13 protein-coding genes are annotated in these 17,570 nt (G+C 74.0%); 9 read left to right on the forward strand and 4 right to left on the reverse strand.

Annotated features, from left to right (window positions below; genetic code table 11):
- Window positions 1-457: 457 nt before the first annotated feature.
- The 8 genes from ACFV4G_RS14075 to ACFV4G_RS14110 all read left to right on the forward strand — a co-directional run bounded on the left by ACFV4G_RS14075 (window position 458) and on the right by ACFV4G_RS14110 (window position 12,401).
- Window positions 458-1,363: an aKG-HExxH-type peptide beta-hydroxylase gene (locus tag ACFV4G_RS14075; RefSeq protein WP_380439921.1), complete on the forward strand. Its 906-nt coding sequence runs from the start codon at window positions 458-460 to the stop codon at window positions 1,361-1,363.
- Between the two features lie 239 nt (window positions 1,364-1,602).
- Window positions 1,603-1,788 (forward strand): FxSxx-COOH cyclophane-containing RiPP peptide, encoded by a 186-nt coding sequence (gene fxsA, locus ACFV4G_RS14080; RefSeq protein ID WP_359962476.1) that lies wholly within the window; start codon window positions 1,603-1,605, stop codon window positions 1,786-1,788.
- A gap of 34 nt (window positions 1,789-1,822) precedes the next feature.
- On the forward strand, window positions 1,823-4,201 hold the full coding sequence (locus tag ACFV4G_RS14085) for an FxsB family cyclophane-forming radical SAM/SPASM peptide maturase (RefSeq protein ID WP_380439924.1): 2,379 nt from the start codon (window positions 1,823-1,825) through the stop codon (window positions 4,199-4,201).
- Between the two features lie 152 nt (window positions 4,202-4,353).
- Window positions 4,354-5,076, forward strand: a complete 723-nt coding sequence (locus ACFV4G_RS14090; protein ID WP_380439926.1) for an aminoglycoside N(3)-acetyltransferase — start codon at window positions 4,354-4,356, stop codon at window positions 5,074-5,076.
- A gap of 99 nt (window positions 5,077-5,175) precedes the next feature.
- On the forward strand, window positions 5,176-5,886 hold the full coding sequence (locus ACFV4G_RS14095) for a hypothetical protein (RefSeq protein WP_380439928.1): 711 nt from the start codon (window positions 5,176-5,178) through the stop codon (window positions 5,884-5,886).
- Window positions 5,887-6,023: 137 nt separating this feature from the next.
- Entirely contained in the window at window positions 6,024-7,379 is a 1,356-nt protein-coding gene (locus tag ACFV4G_RS14100; protein WP_380439930.1) for a TIR-like protein FxsC, read from the forward strand.
- Window positions 7,376-11,383 (forward strand): FxSxx-COOH system tetratricopeptide repeat protein, encoded by a 4,008-nt coding sequence (fxsT, locus tag ACFV4G_RS14105; protein WP_380439932.1) that lies wholly within the window; start codon window positions 7,376-7,378, stop codon window positions 11,381-11,383. The genes ACFV4G_RS14100 and fxsT overlap by 4 nt, the downstream gene beginning before the upstream one ends.
- Window positions 11,384-11,438: 55 nt before the next feature.
- Window positions 11,439-12,401: a 2-hydroxyacid dehydrogenase gene (locus ACFV4G_RS14110; RefSeq protein WP_380439934.1), complete on the forward strand. Its 963-nt coding sequence runs from the start codon at window positions 11,439-11,441 to the stop codon at window positions 12,399-12,401.
- A 21-nt stretch (window positions 12,402-12,422) separates the two neighbouring features.
- On the opposite strand, the gene ACFV4G_RS14115 is transcribed toward ACFV4G_RS14110, so the two are convergent.
- The 3 genes from ACFV4G_RS14115 to ACFV4G_RS14125 all read right to left on the reverse strand — a co-directional run bounded on the left by ACFV4G_RS14115 (window position 12,423) and on the right by ACFV4G_RS14125 (window position 15,211).
- Window positions 12,423-13,277: an alpha/beta fold hydrolase gene (locus ACFV4G_RS14115; RefSeq protein WP_380440056.1), complete on the reverse strand. Its 855-nt coding sequence runs from the start codon at window positions 13,275-13,277 to the stop codon at window positions 12,423-12,425.
- A 44-nt stretch (window positions 13,278-13,321) separates the two neighbouring features.
- Entirely contained in the window at window positions 13,322-14,278 is a 957-nt protein-coding gene (locus tag ACFV4G_RS14120) for a DUF4231 domain-containing protein (protein ID WP_380439936.1), read from the reverse strand.
- Between the two features lie 168 nt (window positions 14,279-14,446).
- Complete coding sequence (locus tag ACFV4G_RS14125; RefSeq protein ID WP_380439938.1) at window positions 14,447-15,211, reverse strand: sugar isomerase domain-containing protein; 765 nt, start codon at window positions 15,209-15,211, stop codon at window positions 14,447-14,449.
- 222 nt (window positions 15,212-15,433) lie between these two features.
- Here ACFV4G_RS14125 and ACFV4G_RS14130 point away from each other — a divergent pair, with 222 nt between their 5' ends.
- Window positions 15,434-16,126: a metal-dependent transcriptional regulator gene (locus tag ACFV4G_RS14130; RefSeq protein WP_380439941.1), complete on the forward strand. Its 693-nt coding sequence runs from the start codon at window positions 15,434-15,436 to the stop codon at window positions 16,124-16,126.
- 540 nt (window positions 16,127-16,666) lie between these two features.
- Here the strand turns inward: ACFV4G_RS14130 and ACFV4G_RS14135 are convergent.
- Window positions 16,667-17,365, reverse strand: a complete 699-nt coding sequence (locus ACFV4G_RS14135) for a bifunctional DNA primase/polymerase (protein WP_380440058.1) — start codon at window positions 17,363-17,365, stop codon at window positions 16,667-16,669.
- Window positions 17,366-17,570: the final 205 nt, after the last annotated feature.

A 17,570-nucleotide genomic window follows, 5' to 3' on the forward strand; every position in this document is an offset into this window, starting at 1 on the left:
TGCCGACCCTGTGGGTGGGGTGTTCTCACCGTTGGCAGTCTGAAAATCACCCGTCACGCCCCTCTCCGCGGCCACCCCCTCCGCCACCCCCTCCCGCAGCGCTCCCTCTCGCCTGTGGGGGAGGGGGAAGGTGGGTGGTTGGGGTGGGTGCGTTGGTGCGGCGGGTGGAGGTGGTTGAGGGGGGTGGGTCAGTTGGGGAGGGGGTGCTTCGGCCGTTTGGGTTATGTGCGGCTGTTGGCGGCGTTTCCCGTCTGCCAGGGGGTGAGACTGCCGCCGGGTGGTATCGGACTGGGAGGACGTTGCGGTGACGGGTACGGGTGAGGCTGTGGCGGTCGGGGTGCCGGGCGCGCGGGGGGCGGACGGGTTGCCCCGGCACGGGGTGGACCGGGCCACGTTTCGGGCGATCGCGGGTGGGCGGGGAGGGGCGGGGGCTGTTCGGCTCCTGCGTGCGGGGCAGTTGAGCAAGCGGGCTCTGCTGCTGGTGGCGCTGCGCCGGGCGGCTCCGGAGGACGACGGGTACCACGCGGCGTACGCCGAGGTGCGCGCGCTGCAGCGGGCGGACCGGGTGCGGTGGGAAGAGGTGCTGCTGCGACCGGAGTTGGACGCCTGGGCGGCCGACTGCCTGCGCGGCCTGGCGGCTGGTGAGGATGTGCAGTTGGGTGGGCTGGGTGAGTTCGTGCGGCTCGGTGCCGGGCGTCCGCTGGCTCTGGAGTGCGACGGGCTGCGCTGGGCTCCGGTGATCGACCACGTCGGGCCGCACCGGGTGGACTACGGGCGGCCGCCGGCCGGGCCCCTGACGCCTTCCGAACTGGCCGTGTGGGAGGTGCGGTTGGCGGATGCGTGGGGGATTCTGGTGCGGCGGCACCGGTGGCACGCGGAGGCTGTTGCCGCTTGCGTCACCACGATCGTCCCGCTCCGGCCGGCTCCCGGTGGGGAGGCGGTGAGCGCGGCCGCCCGGCGCGCGTACGGCGCGGTGGCGGCTTCGCTGCCGGACGATCCGGTGCTGCTGGCGCTGGCCCTGGTCCACGAGTTCCTGCACGTCCAACTCGGCGCGCTGCTCGACCTCGTGCCGCTCCACCGGCCCAACGGCGCCGCCGTCTACCACGCTCCCTGGCGGCCCGACCTGCGCCCGGTCGGCGCGCTGCTGCAGGGGACGTACGCGCACCTGGGGGTGGCCGACTTCTGGCGGACCGAGGCCGCCTCGGGGGCCGGCCGGGAGCGTGCGGAGCGGGAGGGCGAGCGCTGGCGGGCGCACACGCTCTCGGCGGGTGAGACACTTTTGGCGAGCGGCGAACTCACCGACTACGGTCTGGAGTTCACGGCGGAAGTGGTGCGGTCCGTCCGCGAACCGGGTGGGGGATGACCGGTCGATTCGAACGGCGGCTCGAAGAATCCCGCTTCGGCGCGCGCCACGGCGAAGTGCGCGACCGCCGAACGGGTGAATTCTCGGCGTCCCACGCGCCACCGCACGGTGTCGGGCCGTTGCGGACACCAACGCGAAACCGCAAGGTGCCGCGCTGGTGCCTCGCGGGCACTACATTGGTCGCAACCGGGTGGCTTACCCACCCTCGGCAGGTCGTAACCGCGCCTAAGGAAACGAATATGACACCGGTAACCAGCATCAGGCCGGCCGGCAACCTGACTGACCCTCAGGAGACGCCGGAGCGCCCCTCCCTCGCCGATCTGGCCGCGCTGGGCGCGGAAGAGCTCGCCGAGAGCCTGCGGCGCGCACTCCCCGGCGCGGAATCCGGCCTCGTGCCGGTCGCGGCCTTCAACTCCTCGATCTGACCGGCGGGCCGAGACCGACCCTTCGAGTCAGACCATGACGACGCGAATTCCCCTGACGCAATTCGTGGTCAAGATGCACAGCCGGTGCGATCTCGCCTGCGACCACTGCTACGTCTACGAGCACGCCGACAGCAGCTGGCGCACCCGGCCGAAAACCGTCGGTGACGAGATCCTGGCCAAGGCCGCCGAACGCATCGGCGAGCACGCGGCCGCCCACCGGCTGCCCGCCGTCCGGGTCGTCCTGCACGGGGGAGAACCCCTGCTCGCCGGCCCGGACCGGCTGCGCCGCGCCGCCGAGGAGCTCCGGGCGGCGCTCCCGCCCGGCTGCGCCCTCGACCTGCGCATCCACACCAACGGCGTGCTGCTGAGCCGCGCCTTCTGCGAGCTGTTCGCCGAACTGGGCGTCCGCGTCGGCATCTCGCTCGACGGGGACCGCGCGGCCAACGACCGCCACCGGCGCTTCGCCGACGGGCGCAGCAGCCACCCGCAGGTCCTGCGGGCCGTCGCGCTGCTGCGCGAGCCCGCGTACCGGCACCTGTTCGCCGGACTGCTGTGCACGATCGACGTCGAGAACGATCCGGTCGCGGTCTACCGGGCCCTGGTCGAACTCCAGCCACCCGCCGTCGACTTCCTGCTCCCGCACGCCACCTGGGACGACCCGCCGAAACGTCCCTCCACGCTCGGGCCGACCCCGTACGCCGACTGGCTGCTCGCCGTCCACGAGCTGTGGGAGGCGGACCGGCGGCCGTTCGCCGTGCGGACCTTCGAGTCCGTCCACCGGACGCGGCGCGGCTTCTCCAGCCTCACCGAGTCGCTCGGCCTGGAGCCCTCCGACCTCGCGGTGCTGGAGACGGACGGTACCTTCGAGCAGGCCGACAGCCTGAAGACCGCGTACGACGGCGCCCCCGCCACCGGGCTGAACGTCTTCGAGCACACCCTCGACGACCTCGCCGGGCACCCCGGCGTCGCCGCCCGCCAGTCCGGTCTCGCCGGCCTCTGCGGCACCTGCCGCACCTGCCCCGTCGTCCGGAGCTGCGGAGGCGGTCTGTACGCCCACCGCTATCGGAGCGACGATGGGGGAGGCGGCTTCGACAACCCCTCCGTCTACTGCGGGGACCTCATGGCGCTCATCAACGGCGTGGCGGCGTACGGCGGTGCGGTGGCCGTCCCTGCCCAGAACGCCGCCCCGGTCGTGCCGGCCGCGCTCGCCGACCACCAGCTCGACGAGCTCGCCCGGGGCTACGGGAGCGCGGACACCGTCCACGCCCTCGGCCGCTCCCAACTCGCCCTCACCCGGGCGATGCTGGCCGCCGCCTGGGACGCCTCCGGACAGGGGCGGGCCGAGGCGTGGTCACTGCTGGCCGCGCTGGACGTCGCCGCCCCCGCCGCCGTCGACGCCGTCCTCGCCCACCCGTACGCGCGCGCCTGGGCCGCCCGGCGGCTCGCCGGGGACCTCGGCACCGGGCTCGGGCCGCTGGCCGCGCTCGCCGCGGCCGCCGCGGTGCGGGCCGCCCGGGGCGACGCGGTGGCCGTGCCGGTGCGCGGCGGGTGGCTGCACCTGCCGACGCTCGGGCGCCTCGCCCTCCCGGACGGGGAGGCCGTCGTGACGGGCACGGCGGACGGCCTCTCCGTCCGCGCCTCCGACGGGACCGTCCGCACCCTGCTGGACGAGCCGCTGCGGCGGGTCCGGCTGGCGGGCGGGTGGACGGTCGCGCTGGAGGACGTCGACCCGCTGCGCGACAGCCACGCCCACGCGGTGTCGGCCCGTCTGTCGGGCGGCGAACTCCTCGACTGGACGGGTGCGTTGCGCGAGTCCTGGGAACTGCTCGGGCGGGACCTGCCCGGGTACGCGGAGGGCATCCGGGCCGGCCTCACGACGGTGACCCCGTTGCGGCCGGGCCCCGCGGGCCGGGACGTCAGCTCGGCGGCCCGGCAGGCCTTCGGCGCGGTGGGCATCGCCCGCCCGGCGACGGCGCCGACGCTCGCCCTCCTGCTGGCCCACGAGTTCCAGCACGTGAAGTTGGGCGCGGTGCTCGACCTCACGGACCTGTACGACCGAGGCGACGACACGCTGTACTTCGCGCCCTGGCGGCCCGACCCCCGGCCGCTGGAGGGCCTGCTCCAGGGAACGTACGCCCACCTGGCGGTCACGGAGTACTGGGGCACCCGCACGCTCGCCTACGACGGGCTGCCGGGCGAGGCCGCGGACCGGGCCCGGCGCGAGTTCGCGCTGTGGCGGCGGTACACCGCGGAAGCCGTCGAGCGGCTGGCCGGTTCGGGCGCGCTGACCGCGCTCGGATTGCGCTTCGCCGACGGCATGCGTGCCACCGTGGCCCCCTGGCTGGCCGTACCGCTGCCCGCGGCGGCCGAACGGGCGGCCGATCGGGCCCGGCGGGAACACGCCGCGGTCTGACCACCATCCACCCGCCCCGGGGCTCCCTCACCCGGGGCCCATGATCCCGGGGTACCGTCATCCTCACCGAATCCCGCGCCGGCAGCGTCGCCGCCGCACCACTCGCCCTGCTCGCCCGTGAATTCACCGAAATCGGAGTCCGCGCGGGTGCGGTGCTCCACGTCCAGGCGTCCCTGCGTGCGCTCGGCCCGGTGCCCGGCGGCGCGACGACGGTGGTCGAGGCCCTGCTCGAAGCCCTGCGGGACGAGGAGGGGGAAGGCACCCTCGTCGCCTACACGGCGACCCCGGAGAACTCGGCCACCTCCCGGATCCACCGGGCCGAGACCGCCGGGCTCTCTCCGGAGCGCCGGGCCGAGCACCTCGACCGGATGCTCCCGTTCGATCCGGCCAGTACGCCGTGCTCGCCGACCATGGGGACGCTCTCGGAGACGATCCGCACGCATCGGCGTGCCCGGCGCAGCGACCACCCCCAGACGTCCTGGGCGGCCGTCGGCAAGCACGCCCGGGCGATCACCGCGCACCACCCGCTCACCTCCCACCTCGGCCCCGACTCCCCGCTGGGCCGCCTCTACGACCTCGACGCCCAGGTCCTGATGATCGGCGTCCCGATGGCCCGCTTCACCGGCTTCCACCTCGCCGACCTGCGGATGCCCGACGTCCCCCAGCGCGAGTACCGCTGCGTCGGCCCGGACGGCTGGACCACCTTCAAGGCCCCGGACCTCGACGACCTCCACTTCGCCGACCTGGGAGCCCGGGTCCTCGCCGCCTCCACCACCCTCACCACCCGCCGCATCGGCACTGCCCACTGCCGCCTGATCTCCCTCCGGGAGGCCGTCGACCTGGCCGAACACGTCCTGCGCCGATCCCGGTCCTGAGCCGTCCGACTGTCGCCAACGGCACACGGGCTCGCCCGCCGTTCCGGGCGGGCCCGCACGTAGGATCCGCGCAGGTGTTCGTTGTGCGAAGGGTTCGACGTGGGTGTCAAGCGGGCTGCTGTGGTCGGCGGGGTCGTGCTGGCCCTGGCCGGGCTTGCCGGGTGCGGGAGCGGTGACGAACCGGCCATGAGTGCCGGGACGGTGCTGGAACAGGGGCACAAGCAGTTCGCCCAGGCTGCGTCGGTGAAGATCACCGGGAGCGAGAGCGACTCGGGGCAGAAGATGACCTTCGCCGTGTCGGCCGCGGCCGGCGGGGACTGCACGGGGTCGTTCGACTTCGGGGACCAGGGGAAGGCCGAGCTGCTGCGCAGCGGCGGGCAGACGCTGTTCAAGGAGGACGAGCGGCTGCTGGCCAGGCTCGGCGGGGACAAGGCGGTGGCGGCCGGAAAGGACCACTGGCTGCGGATCAAGGACGGGGACGACCTGCAGACCGTCACCACGTTCTGCGACCTCAAGAGCACGCCCGTCTTCGGGGACGGCGACTGGTACAAGGACGTCGTGTCCGAGGGGACCGCGACCGTGGACGGGCGGAAGGCCGCCGGGATCCTCGCGACCTCGTCCAAGGACGGATCGTTCGAGGGGTACGTCGCCACGGACGGGCCCGCGCGGCCCCTCCGGGTCGAGTCGCCGCACGTGGGCGGGAGTTCGGACGGCACCACGATGGACTTCTCGGACTACGACGCCCCCGTCACCGTCAGCCTCCCGCCCGCTGATCGGATCATCGATCTGGACTCCCTCAAGCAGAGCTGACCAGCACGTCGTTTCGGTCATGTCAATTCGTGCGAGTCGTTGTGCTATTCCATTGGGGTGCCAGTCGTTCCTACACTGAAGCCCCGCGCACGGGGGCTGCGGGGAACAGGTTGCCGGCGGGCCCGGGGGAGGCGCGTGTGAACGACCGGGGCTGGGACGAGGACGACGCCAGGCCGTACTTCTTCCTCTCCTACGCCCACACCCCGAGGTCGGGCGCGCGCGGTGCCGGGGATCCGAACCACTGGGTGCGCCAGCTGTACCGGGACCTGTGCGAGGCGGTGCTCCAACTGACCACCGTGCCCGCCGGGGTGCCGGTGGGGTTCATGGACGAGTCCATGCACCAGGGCGAGTTGTGGGCGGAGCGGCTGTCGGAGGAACTGGCCAACTGCCGGGTGTTCGTGCCGCTGTACTCGCCGCGGTACTTCAACAGCGTTCCGTGCGGCCAGGAATGGCACGCCTTCACCCGGCGGCCGGTCTATCCGGCGAACCTCGATTCCGAGCGCACCAGCGGGATCGTGCCGGTCTTATGGGCGCCGATGAGCCGCTACAAACTGCCCAAGGTGGCCGGCGACCTCCAGTTCAACCACACGAGCTTCGGGCCGGACTACGCCACCGAGGGCCTGTACGCGCTGATGAAGCTCACCTACTTCCGCGCCGCCTACGAGCTGGCCGTGCACCGGCTGGCCGCGCGGATCGTGCAGGTCGCCGAGGAGACGGTGATCCCGGTCGGGCGGCGGCTGGACTTCAACTCCCTGCCCAGCGCGTTCAACGTCACCGCGCCCACCAAGCAGCTCCGGATCTCCGTCCTCTCCTACCACCAGGGCGAGTTGCCCGAGGACCGCAGCCCCGACTACTACGGCGCCAAGCGCACCGACTGGCACCCCTACCGCCCCTCCGGCTCCCCGATCGCCCAGCACGCGGTGCGCCTCGCGCGGCAGTTGGGCTTCCAGCCGACCGTGCACGAGTTCGACGACGAGGCCGAGGCGATCATCGGCGGCGAGGCCGCCGCGCCCGGCCTGCTCCTGCTGGACCGCTGGGCGCTGTGCGACGAGCGCCGCCGCGAGCTGGTCCGGCGCTTCGACCGCTCGGACGCCACCTGGGTGGGCGTCCTGGAACCGTGGAACATGGACGACCCGGAGTGCCAGGAACGCGAGGGCGAGCTCGGCGAACTGAGCGACCGCACGCTGCGGATCACCCGCCGGGCCAGCCGCCCGAGCTTCCTCGGCGCGACCGGCACCGCCGGGCTCACCAGCCTCGACGACTTCGACGACGCGCTGCCCCGGGCCGCGATGAAGGCCAAGTACGCCTTCGAGAGCCGCACCCGGGCCGAGCCGGACGACCCCCCGGCGCCGCGGCCCAACCTGCGGGACGCCTTCCGGCGCGAACCCGACCCCTTCGGACCTGGCCCCACCGACCGCGACGACCACCCAGACCGCGACGACACCGACGACGACCCCGGCTACGGGACGGCGCCCGTGGGAGGACCCAGATGAGTGACAACACCACCAGGAACCTCCGCCTCGGGGGGCTCACCGCCGCCGACCTGGCCGCGCAGCGCGAGGCCCGCGGCCGGGCGCAGGAACAGGACCGCGGCGGGCGGATCATCACGTTCTACTCGTACAAGGGCGGCACCGGCCGCACCATGGCGCTCGCCAACACGGCCTGGATCCTGGCCGCCAACGGCTACCGCGTGCTCACCGTCGACTGGGACCTGGAGGCGCCCGGCCTGGCCAAGTTCTTCCACCCCTTCCTCGACCCGGCCTCCCTCGCCGGCACCACCGGCATGATGGACCTGATCGCCGAGTACCGGGAGGAGGCGCTGCGCCCGGTCGAGCACGCCGAGGGCTGGCACCTCGACTTCGCCCGCGTCCACCCGCACGCCCTGTCGCTGTCCTGGCCGCTGTTCCCGCGCGGCGGCAGCCTCGACTTCCTCTCCGCCGGCCAGTTCAACCGGGACTACTCGGAGGCCGTCACCCACCTGGACTGGGACATCTTCTACGACCGGTTCGACGGCGGGCAGTTCTTCGACGCCCTCAAGGCCGACATGGCCAAGCGCTACGACTACGTCCTGATCGACTCCCGCACCGGCCTGTCCGACATCGCCGAGATCTGCACCGTGCAGATGCCCGACGACCTCGTCGTCTGCTTCACCCTCAGCGACCAGTCGATCGACGGCGCCTCCCGGATCGCCCAGCACATCCACGACCGCTACCGCGAGCGCGGCATCCGCATCCTGCCCGTCCCGATGCGCATCGACGAGGGCGAGAAGGAGAAGGCGGACGCCGGCCGCGCCCTCGCCCGGGTGCGCTTCGACGGGCTGCCGGCCGGCCTGGGCGGCGAGGAACTCGCCCAGTACTGGGGCTCGGTGGAGATCCCGTACCGGCCGTTCTACGCCTACGAGGAGATCCTCGCGACCTTCGGCGACCAGCCCGGCACGCCCACCTCGATGCTCGCCGCGTGCGAGCGGCTGACCTCCGTCATCACCGAGGGCCGGGTCACCAACCTGCCGGCGGTGGACGAGGAGGTGCGGCTGCGCTACGTCGACGCGTTCACCCGCCGCCGCCCTTCCGTGCCCGCCGACCTCTACCTGTCGTACGTGCCCGAGGACCGGATGTGGGCGGACTGGATCGAGTCCGTCCTCACCCGGGCCGGCTTCCGGGTGCTGCCGCGGGACCTCAGCGCCGGCACCGACCCGCGCGAGGAGACCGAGCGCGGCATCGACGCCGCCTACCGGACGGTCGCCGTGCTCTCGCCCGCCTACCAGCGCTCCCCGCAGGCCCGGGCCCTGTGGGAGTCCGTGGTCAGCTCCGACCCGTCCGGGACGCGCCGCCAGCTCGTGCCCGTCCGGGTCGGCGACGTGCGGCTCACCGCGCCGTTCAGCAACCGCAACCCGGTCGACCTGGTCGGCCGCGACGAGGCGCAGTCCGTCCAGACGCTGCTGCGCGCGCTCGGCCGCGGCGAGGCCGCCCTGCCGGAGGGCAACGGCGGCGGGCCGCGCTTCCCCGGCAGCAAGCCCGCCGTGTGGGACGTCCCGCCGCGCAACCCGTCCTTCACCGGCCGCGCCGCCGTCCTGGAGCAGCTGCGCAACCAGCTGCGCGGCGGCATGGCGGCCGTCCTGCCCACCCCGCAGACGCTGTACGGGCTCGGCGGCGTCGGCAAGACCCAGGTCGCCCTGGAGTACGCGCACCGGTTCATGTCCGACTACGACCTGGTGTGGTGGATCGACGCCGAGCAGACCGAGCTCGTCGCCCCCGCCCTCGCCGAACTGGCCCGGCGCCTGGGCCTGCGCGTCGGCGACTCCGTCACCGAGGCCGCCGAGGCCGCCCGGGAGGCACTGCGCCTGGGCCGGCCCACCGCCCGCTGGCTGCTGATCTTCGACAACGCCGACGAGCCGTCCGAGATCCGCCGCTTCTTCCCCGGCGGCTCCGGCCACATCCTGGTGACCTCCCGCAACCAGGCCTGGACCGGGCACGCCGAGGCCCTGGAGGTCGACGTCTTCACCCGCGGCGAGAGCGTCGAGCACCTGTGCCGGCGCGCCCGCGGCCTGTCCCGGGCGGACGCCGACCGGGTCGCCGAGGCCGTCGGCGACCTGCCGCTCGCCGTCGAGGTCGCCGCCGCGTGGCTGGACACCACCGGCACCCCGGTCGAGACGTACGTCACCCAGCTGCACGCCGAGGCCGCCCGCGCGCTGGCCGTCGCCCGGCCCGCCGACTACCCGACCCCGGTCGGCGCCACCTGGAACGTCTCCATCGGCCGGCTGCGCCAGCAGTCCCCGGCCGCCGTGCGGCTGCTCCAGCTGTGCGCGTTCTTCGCGCCCGAGCCGATCTCGATGAACCTCTTCTACAGCGACCAGATGATCCGGGCGCTGGTGAAGTACGACGCCGACCTCAGCGACAAGTTCATGCTGGGCAAGGTCATCCAGGCCATCGGCCGCTACGCGCTCGCCAAGGTCGACGCCGGCAGCAACAGCTTCCAGGTGCACCGGCTCGTCCAGGCCGTGATCCGGGCCGAGATGACCGAAGAGGAGCAGGAGGTCGCCGTCCACGAGGTGCACCGCATCCTCACCGGCGCCCGGCCCGTCCTCGGCGACACCGACGACCCCGCCAACTGGCCCGCCTTCGACGAGATCTGGCCGCACCTGTCGCCCTCCAAGGCGCACAACTGCGACGAGGCCGACACCCGCCAGCTGCTCATCGACCGCGTCCGCTACCTGTGGAAGCGCGGCGAGCTCGACCGCGCCCGCGACCTCGGCCACGCCCTGGACACCGAGTGGACCCGCAAGCTCGGCGAGGGCGACCGGCAGACGCTCCTCCTGCGCTTCCAGCTCGCCAACGTCCTGCGCTCCCAGGGCAACTACGCCGAGGCCCTGGCCCTGGACGAGGACACCCTGGAGCGCCAGCGCGGCCTGCTCGGCGAGCACCACGCCTACACCCTGATGACGGCCGGCTCGCTCGGCGCCGACCGCCGGGCCCTCGGCCGGTTCCAGGCCGCCCTCGAACTCGACCGCGAGATCCTCTCCCAGTTCCGCGAGCTGTTCGGCGACGACCACCCGCGCACCCTCGCCATGGCCAACAACCTGGCGATCGACTACCGGCTCGTCGGCGAGAGCGAACTCGCCCGCGAACTCGACCAGGAGACCCTCGACCGGCGCACCGCCGTCCTCGGCCCCAAGCACCCCTACACCCTCTCCACCAAGTCCAACCTCGCCCGCGACCTGCGCGAACTCGGCGACTACCAGGGCTCGGTGGAACTCCTCCAGGAGGTCACCGCCGACCTCGGCGACGTCCTCGACCCCGACCTGCCGGAGAACCTGCGCAACGCCAAGTCGCTGGCCGTCTCGCTGCGCCGGATCGGCCAGATCGCCGAGGCCCGCCGGATCACCAAGGAGACCTACGAGCGCTACCTGGAGCGCTACGGCGCCGACGCCCCCGACGCGCTCGCCTGCGCGCTCAACCTGGCCGCCGACCACAGCGCCTCCGGCGACAAGGAGACCGCGCGGGACCTGTGCGCGACCGTGTTCGAGGGCCACCGGCGGCTGTTCGGCGACGAGCACCCGTTCACCCTGGCCTGCGCCAACAACCTCGGCATCTACCTGCGCGGCAGCGGCGACGTCCCGGGCGCCATCGAGCGCGGCCGGGCCACCGTCGACGGGCTCACCCGCTCCGTCGGGCCGGACCACCCCTACACCCTCAACGCGATGATCAACCTGGCCAACGCGTACGGCGACGACGGGCAGACCCAGCGCGCCGAGGAACTGGGCCGCGCCGCCTACGAGGGCCTGTGCGCCCGCTACACCCCCCGGCACCCGGACGCCGTCGCCTGCGAGGCCAACCTGGCGATCACCCTGCGGGCGGCCGCGCGGCACGGCCAGGCGGCGGAACTGCGGGCCCGCTCGATCGCCGAGCTGATCCGGCAGTTCGGCGAGGAGCACCCCAACACGGTGTCGGCACGCGGCTGGAAGCGGATCAACCGGGACCTGGAACCGCAGCCGGTGTGACGCGTCGAGGAACGTTCGCAGGGACGTTCAGGGGGGCGGGGTACGCTCCGGAGCCATGACTACCCCGCCCCCGGTCCTGGTCACCCGCCGCCTCGCGCCCGGGGTGATCGAACGGCTCACCGCGCACCACGCCGCCACCTGCCACGACTCCGACCGCTCGATGCCCCGGCCGGAGCTGCTGGCCGCCCTGCCCGGCCGCCGGGCCGTCCTCACCACCCTGGACGACCGGGTGGACGCCGAGTTCCTCGACGCCGCCGGGCCGCGGCTGCGGATCGTCGCCAACCACGCCGTCGGCTACCACAACGTCGACGTGGCGGCCTGTGCCGAACGGGGGGTGCTCGTCACCAACACCCCCGGCGTGCTCACCACCGCCACCGCCGACATGGCCTGGGCGCTGCTGCTCGCCGCCACCCGCAGGCTCGGCGAGGGCGAACGGCTGCTGCGCTCCGGGCAGCCGTGGGTGTGGGCGCCGAACTTCCTGCTCGGCATGGAGCTGTCCGGCACCCCGCTCGGCATCCTCGGCATGGGCCGGATCGGGCAGGCCGTCGCCCGGCGGGCGCGCGGCTTCGACATGCCCGTGAGCTACCACAACCGGAGCGAACTGCCGCCGGAGCGGGCCGAGGGCGCGCAGTGGAAGCCGCTGGACGAGCTGCTCGCGACGTCCACGGTGCTGGTCGTCACCTGCCCGCTCGGTGCGGCCACCCGGCACCTGCTGGACGCCCGGCGGCTGGCGCGACTGCCGCGCGGGGCCGTCGTGGTGAGCATGACGGCGGGCGTGGTCGACGAGGAGGCGCTCGCGGCCGCCCTGGAGTCCGGCGCGCTGTTCGCCGCGGCCGTCGACAACTTCGAGCACGAGCCCGCGGTGCCGTCCGCCCTGCTCGCCCAGGAGCGCGCCGTGCTGGCCCCGCACCTCGGCAGCGCCACCGTGGCCACCCGTCAGGCGATGGGCGGGCTGGCCGTCGACAACGTCCTGGCAGTGCTGGCCGGGGACGAGCCGCTGACGCCCGTGAAGGCCTGACGCCGGTGAAGGCCTGACGCCCTAGCCGGCGGCCCAGGCCAGGGCGGTGGTCAGCACCCGGAAGGCGCCGAAGTGCGCGGCGCCGGGCTCCAGGAAGAGCTCGGCGCCCGGGATGTGGTCGGCCAGCCAGCGGGAGTGCTCGACCGGCGAGAACTGGTCGTCCGCGCCGTGCCACAGCCAGGTCGGCACCGCGATGTCCTCGCACTTGAAACCCCAGTCGGCGGTGAACGCCAGCACGTCGTCGATCCAGCCGTCCGCGCCGTGCCGGAACGCCTCCCGGTAGTTGCTCTGCAGCATCCGCCGCAGCCCGCTGTCGGCCACCACCATCCGGTCGGCGGGCGACAGTTCGGGCCGCAGGCCCTTCAGCAGCCGGACCGGGTCGTCCTTGATCTGGCGGGAGCGGAACTCCATCGTGTCCGCGATCCGGTCGTGGCCGCGCTCCGCCTCCCGGTAGGCGCGGACGTTCGACGGGGTCATCCCCGCGTACCAGTCCAGGCCGGTCGCGTTGCGCGGCGCGAGCCCCACCAGCACCGCCACCCGGCTCACCCGCTCCGGCAGCAGCGCCGCGCAGGCCAGCGCGTGCGGGCCGCCGCCGGAGCGGCCCAGCACCGCGAAGGCCTCCAGGCCGAGGTCGTCCGCGATGGTCCGCACGTCGGCCGCCGCCGCGCTCACCCGCCGCCCGACCTGCCGGGTCGAATCGCCGTACCCGGGCCGGTCGTAGGAGATCAGGCGCACCCCCAGCCGGTACAGCACGGTGCTGCGCGGGTGCGGGCCGACCCGGCTGCCCGGCATGCCGTGCAGCAGGAACACCGGACGGCCGCGCGGATCGCCCAGGGACTCCACGGCGAGTGCGCGTCCGCCCGGGGCCTTGACCATTCGTAACGCCACGCGCCTGCCTCCTGAGTGTCACCGGTGGGGGGTCACCGGTCGGTGGTGGTGCGGATCTCCCGGCGGGCCTGCCAGGTGGTGTGCTCCCGGGACACCGCGTCCTCGGCGTCCCGGGCCAGCCGGGCCCAGATCTCCTCGGCGTCCGCCGACTCCAGCTCCAGCGCCGCCAGTTGGCGCCGGATCTGGTCCAGCTCGTCGGCCGCGAGGCCGTACGCCGCGGCCAGCGGACGGTACTGGCGCAGCTGCGCCCACGCGGCGACGGACGCGGCCACCGCCGAGACCGTGCCGAGCGCGTCGTAGGTGAACGCGCCGAGCGCCCGCAGCACCGCGAGCACCAGCCCGAGGGCGGGCAGCACCACGCCGAGCACACCGGTCCAGAAGCCCGCCCGGGCGCAGTACCGGGACTTCGAGCGGTACCACGCGTGCTGCACCTCGATCCGCTCGCGCAGGTACACCTCGCGGCGGACGGCCAGCGGCTGCGCGCGCAGGTCGCGCATCGCGTCGGTGATCCCGGCGGGCCCGGCGAGCGGTTCCCCGCCCGGTTCCGCGCCCGGCGGCGACCCGACCGCCGGGCCGCCGCGGAAGGCGCCCAGCACCCGGCCGAGCTGGAAGCGGTACAGGCCCTCGGCGTCCGGCAGGGCGCGCGGCGGCGGCTGGTAGGCGTCGGCCCGCACGGCGAACTTCCAGGCGAGCGTCTTCACCGACTCCGCGGCGGCCCGGCCCTCGTACCAGAGGCCCTGCGGGTTCTGCCGGCCGATCACCACGGCGAACCCGATCGCGCCGAGGTAGGCGACGGCGGCCGGCCAGGCCCACGCCTCGCCGTCGGCCGAGCCGGTCGCGGCGGCGACGAGGAGCAGGACCAGCTCCCACGCGGAGAGCACCACCGAGCGGTGCTGCCCGTGCAGCGAGGCGGAGTCGGCGGCCCAGAAGAGGTCGGGCAGGAGGTCCCGCTCCCGCACCCACCCGGTACGCCCCGCACCAGACGCCATGTTCGGCCCCCACCCGTCGCTCCGGTCGCACCCCTTCCCTGCCCCGGCGGGCTCCCCGGTACGCCTGCCGCCCGGCCGTCCGGCCCGCAATGGCCGGGAACCCCCGGGTGGTTGTCCGGCGGGCGGCCCGGGGCCCGGCGGGAGCGGCCCGGGGGCCGTGGGTGCGGCTCAGTAGGTGTAGAAGATCCGTTCCGCGTTGTCGCTCATCTGCCGGACGTTCCACTCCGTCCCGCCCGGCACGTTGCCCGAGCGGAACAGCGGCGGCGCCTCCGCGGTGCCGGCCTGCGCCGCCTCCGCCAGGCGGCCCACGGCGGAGGCGACGACGGCCTGCATCAGGGCGCTGGTGACGATCGTCGAGACCGGGCCGAACGTCGTGCGGGCGCCCGGGTGGGTCAGCTCGCCGTCGCCGACCGCGATCTTGCTGTCCAGCACGACGTCGCAGTTGTCCTTCAGGTACGTCCCCGACGGGTGCGCCGAGGGCACCTCGCCCGGGTACGCGAGCGAGGTGACCCCGATCACCTTCAGCCCGCGGTCGCGCGCGTACCGGGCCAGCTCGACCGGCATGACCTGGCGGCCGGACAGCGAGATCACGAAGAGCACGTCGCCCGCCGTCGCCGGGGTGAGGTCCAGGCTCGTCGTGGCCAGGCCGGACACCCGCTCCAGGGCGCTCGCCAGCGGCGCGGGCATCACCGTCACCCCGGCCATCCCGGGCACGTTCAGCAGGTTGACCGGCACCAGTCCGCCCGCCCGGTAGACCACGTCCTGCGCGGGCAGCGAGGAGTGCCCGGCACCGAAGGTGAAGACCCGGCGGCCCTGCGCGACCGCCTCGGCGAGCAGCGCGGCGGCGGCCTCGATCGGCTCGGCCTCCTCCTCGCGGACCCGCTGGAGATGGGCGATCGCGGCGTCGAAGTACCGGCCGACCAGGTCGTTCATCTGGTGCCTCCGCTCTCTGCCGGTGAGGGAGCCGGCCCGGGTGGGGCGGCCCGGGAGGTCCCGGCCGCCAGTGGAGAAAGCTACGGCGAGCACGGTGGTGCCTCGGCGGTCCCGCTGTCAACAGGAACGAAAACCGGTACCGGAAGCCCCCGGGCGGGCCCGGTTGTCGGGCCGGTACGTCAGAATTGTCGGTGAGGACCCCGAAGAACGGAGCCAGCGGCGATGTCTGGGCTGATCGACACCACTGAGATGTACCTTCGCACCATCCTGGAGCTGGAGGAGGAAGGCATCGTCCCGATGCGCGCCCGGATCGCCGAGCGTCTGGAGCAGAGCGGCCCCACCGTCAGCCAGACGGTCGGCCGGATGGAGCGCGACGGCCTCCTCCAGGTCGCCGGGGACCGCCACCTTGAGCTCACCGAGGAGGGCCGCCGGCTCGCGGTGCGCGTCATGCGCAAGCACCGCATCGCCGAGTGCCTGCTGGTCGACGTGATCGGCCTGGAGTGGGAACAGGTGCACGAGGAGGCGTGCCGCTGGGAGCACGTCATGAGCGAGACGGTCGAGCGCAAGGTGCTCGCCATGCTCGGCCACCCGACCCAGTCCCCGTACGGCAACCCGATCCCCGGCCTCGACGAGCTCGGCGACGCCAAGGCCGAGGGCGAGGGCTTCGACGCCGCGCTGGTCCAGCTCGACTCGGTCAAGCCGGGCGAGGAGGGCGTCAGCGTGGTGGTCCGCCGGATCGGCGAGCCGATCCAGACCGACGAGGGCCTGATGCGCAGGCTGCGCCGGGCGGGCGTCCGCCCGGGCTCGACGGTCATGGTGAGCCCCGGCGTCGGCGGAGTCCTGGTGGGCACCGGCGAGAACGCCGCGGAGCTGGGCAAGGACATCGCCCAGCACGTGTTCGTCGCCCAGGCCTGAGCCGCCGCCGAGCCGTCCGAGCCGCCAGGCCGTCCGCGCCGTCGGCGGCGCACGACGGCGCACGCGAGGGCACATCGGCGGCACGCGGCTGCACACGGGTCGTACGAGGTCGCACACGACGAAGAGGCCCGCTGCTCCCCGTGCAGCGGGCCTCTTCGTCCTCCCCGGTCCCCCTCTTCCCTCCCGTCCCCTCCGGTCCCTCCCGCTTCCCCTCCGCACCGCCCCGCCCGGCTTCCCCGTCCGAGCGTCCCTTCCGGCGTCCCCTCGCACCGGATTCCTCCCCTCGGCCGATCATGGCAATCCTTGAGCGCTGTCACTCGTACGAGGGGCTTCTCCGGTTGACCAGCGGGTAGACCGGGCCTTTATCCGCACATGCGTATGACAGGCCCCGCCTCCGGTGGGAGACAAGGCCCGTCACTCGCGCGCGTTGTGTCGCGCGGGGCACGCCCTCACCCGATAGGCGCAGGGCGGCTGTCCGGGGGAGGGTGAATCCGGCTGGGCCGAACGGCCCGGCCGACGTCCCTCCGGCGCACCACGGCCTCAGTGCACCCCCGCCGGCTGGGCGTTCTGCGGGCGGGCCGAGGGGGCCTCGCGGCCGCACGCGTACGCCAGCGGGCTGATGAGCTCCGCGGCGTCCGGCAGCCAGCGGTTGAGCGCCGAGGGGGAGCGGGCCCACTGGGCGTACCCGGTGCTGCCGACCCGGGACGGCGGGGCGACCGTCCAGTCCCCCTCGCCGCGGGCGACCAGGTCGAGCCGGCCGGGCGGCCAGCCGAGCTTGCGGAGCATCTCCGGGAGCTTGGCCGCGACCCCGGGCAGCACCAGGAAGTGCAGCCGGCGCCCGATCCGGCCGGGGGAGGCGGGGACGGCCACGACCGGGCCGAGCTGGAGGTCCTGCCGCTCCATCCGGGCCAGCGCCAGGCAGCCGGCCACCTCCGGGACGTCCAGGACGTCGAAGGAGCGGCCGGTGGGCAGCAGGATGGAGGCCTGCGGCCGTTCGGTCCACCAGCGCCGCACCGCCCCGGGGCCGGCGCTCGCCTTGCGGGCCCAGTCCGCGTCCAGCGGATGGGCGCCGGGCAGCGGGCAGCGCGGGTCGCCGCAGGAGCAGCGGGCGGGCCCGTCGCCGTCGATCAGCCAGGCGCCCGGGGCGACCTCCCAGTGGCGGTTCTCGGCGTAGCTGACGGCTTCGATGAGCAGCGGGGGCAGTCCGGCGTTCTTGCCCTGGTCGGGGGAGTCGGGGATGTCTTCCACGCGCTGCTCAACTACCGTGTGTGAGCCTGGTTACGGCCCCGCGGTGCCCGGATGGGCGCATGATGGCAATGTCACCCGAACCGGTGACTCAACCGAGTTGGGGCGGGCGGGGGCGGGCGCAGAGGGGGCGCACGGGAGCATTTCCCAGGGCGCGTGGGGGGTGCGGTTCGTCACCGTGGGTATCCCGCTGGCGTTG

It is taken from the genome of Kitasatospora sp. NPDC059747 (genome assembly GCF_042732955.1).
GTDB lineage: Bacteria > Actinomycetota > Actinomycetes > Streptomycetales > Streptomycetaceae > Kitasatospora.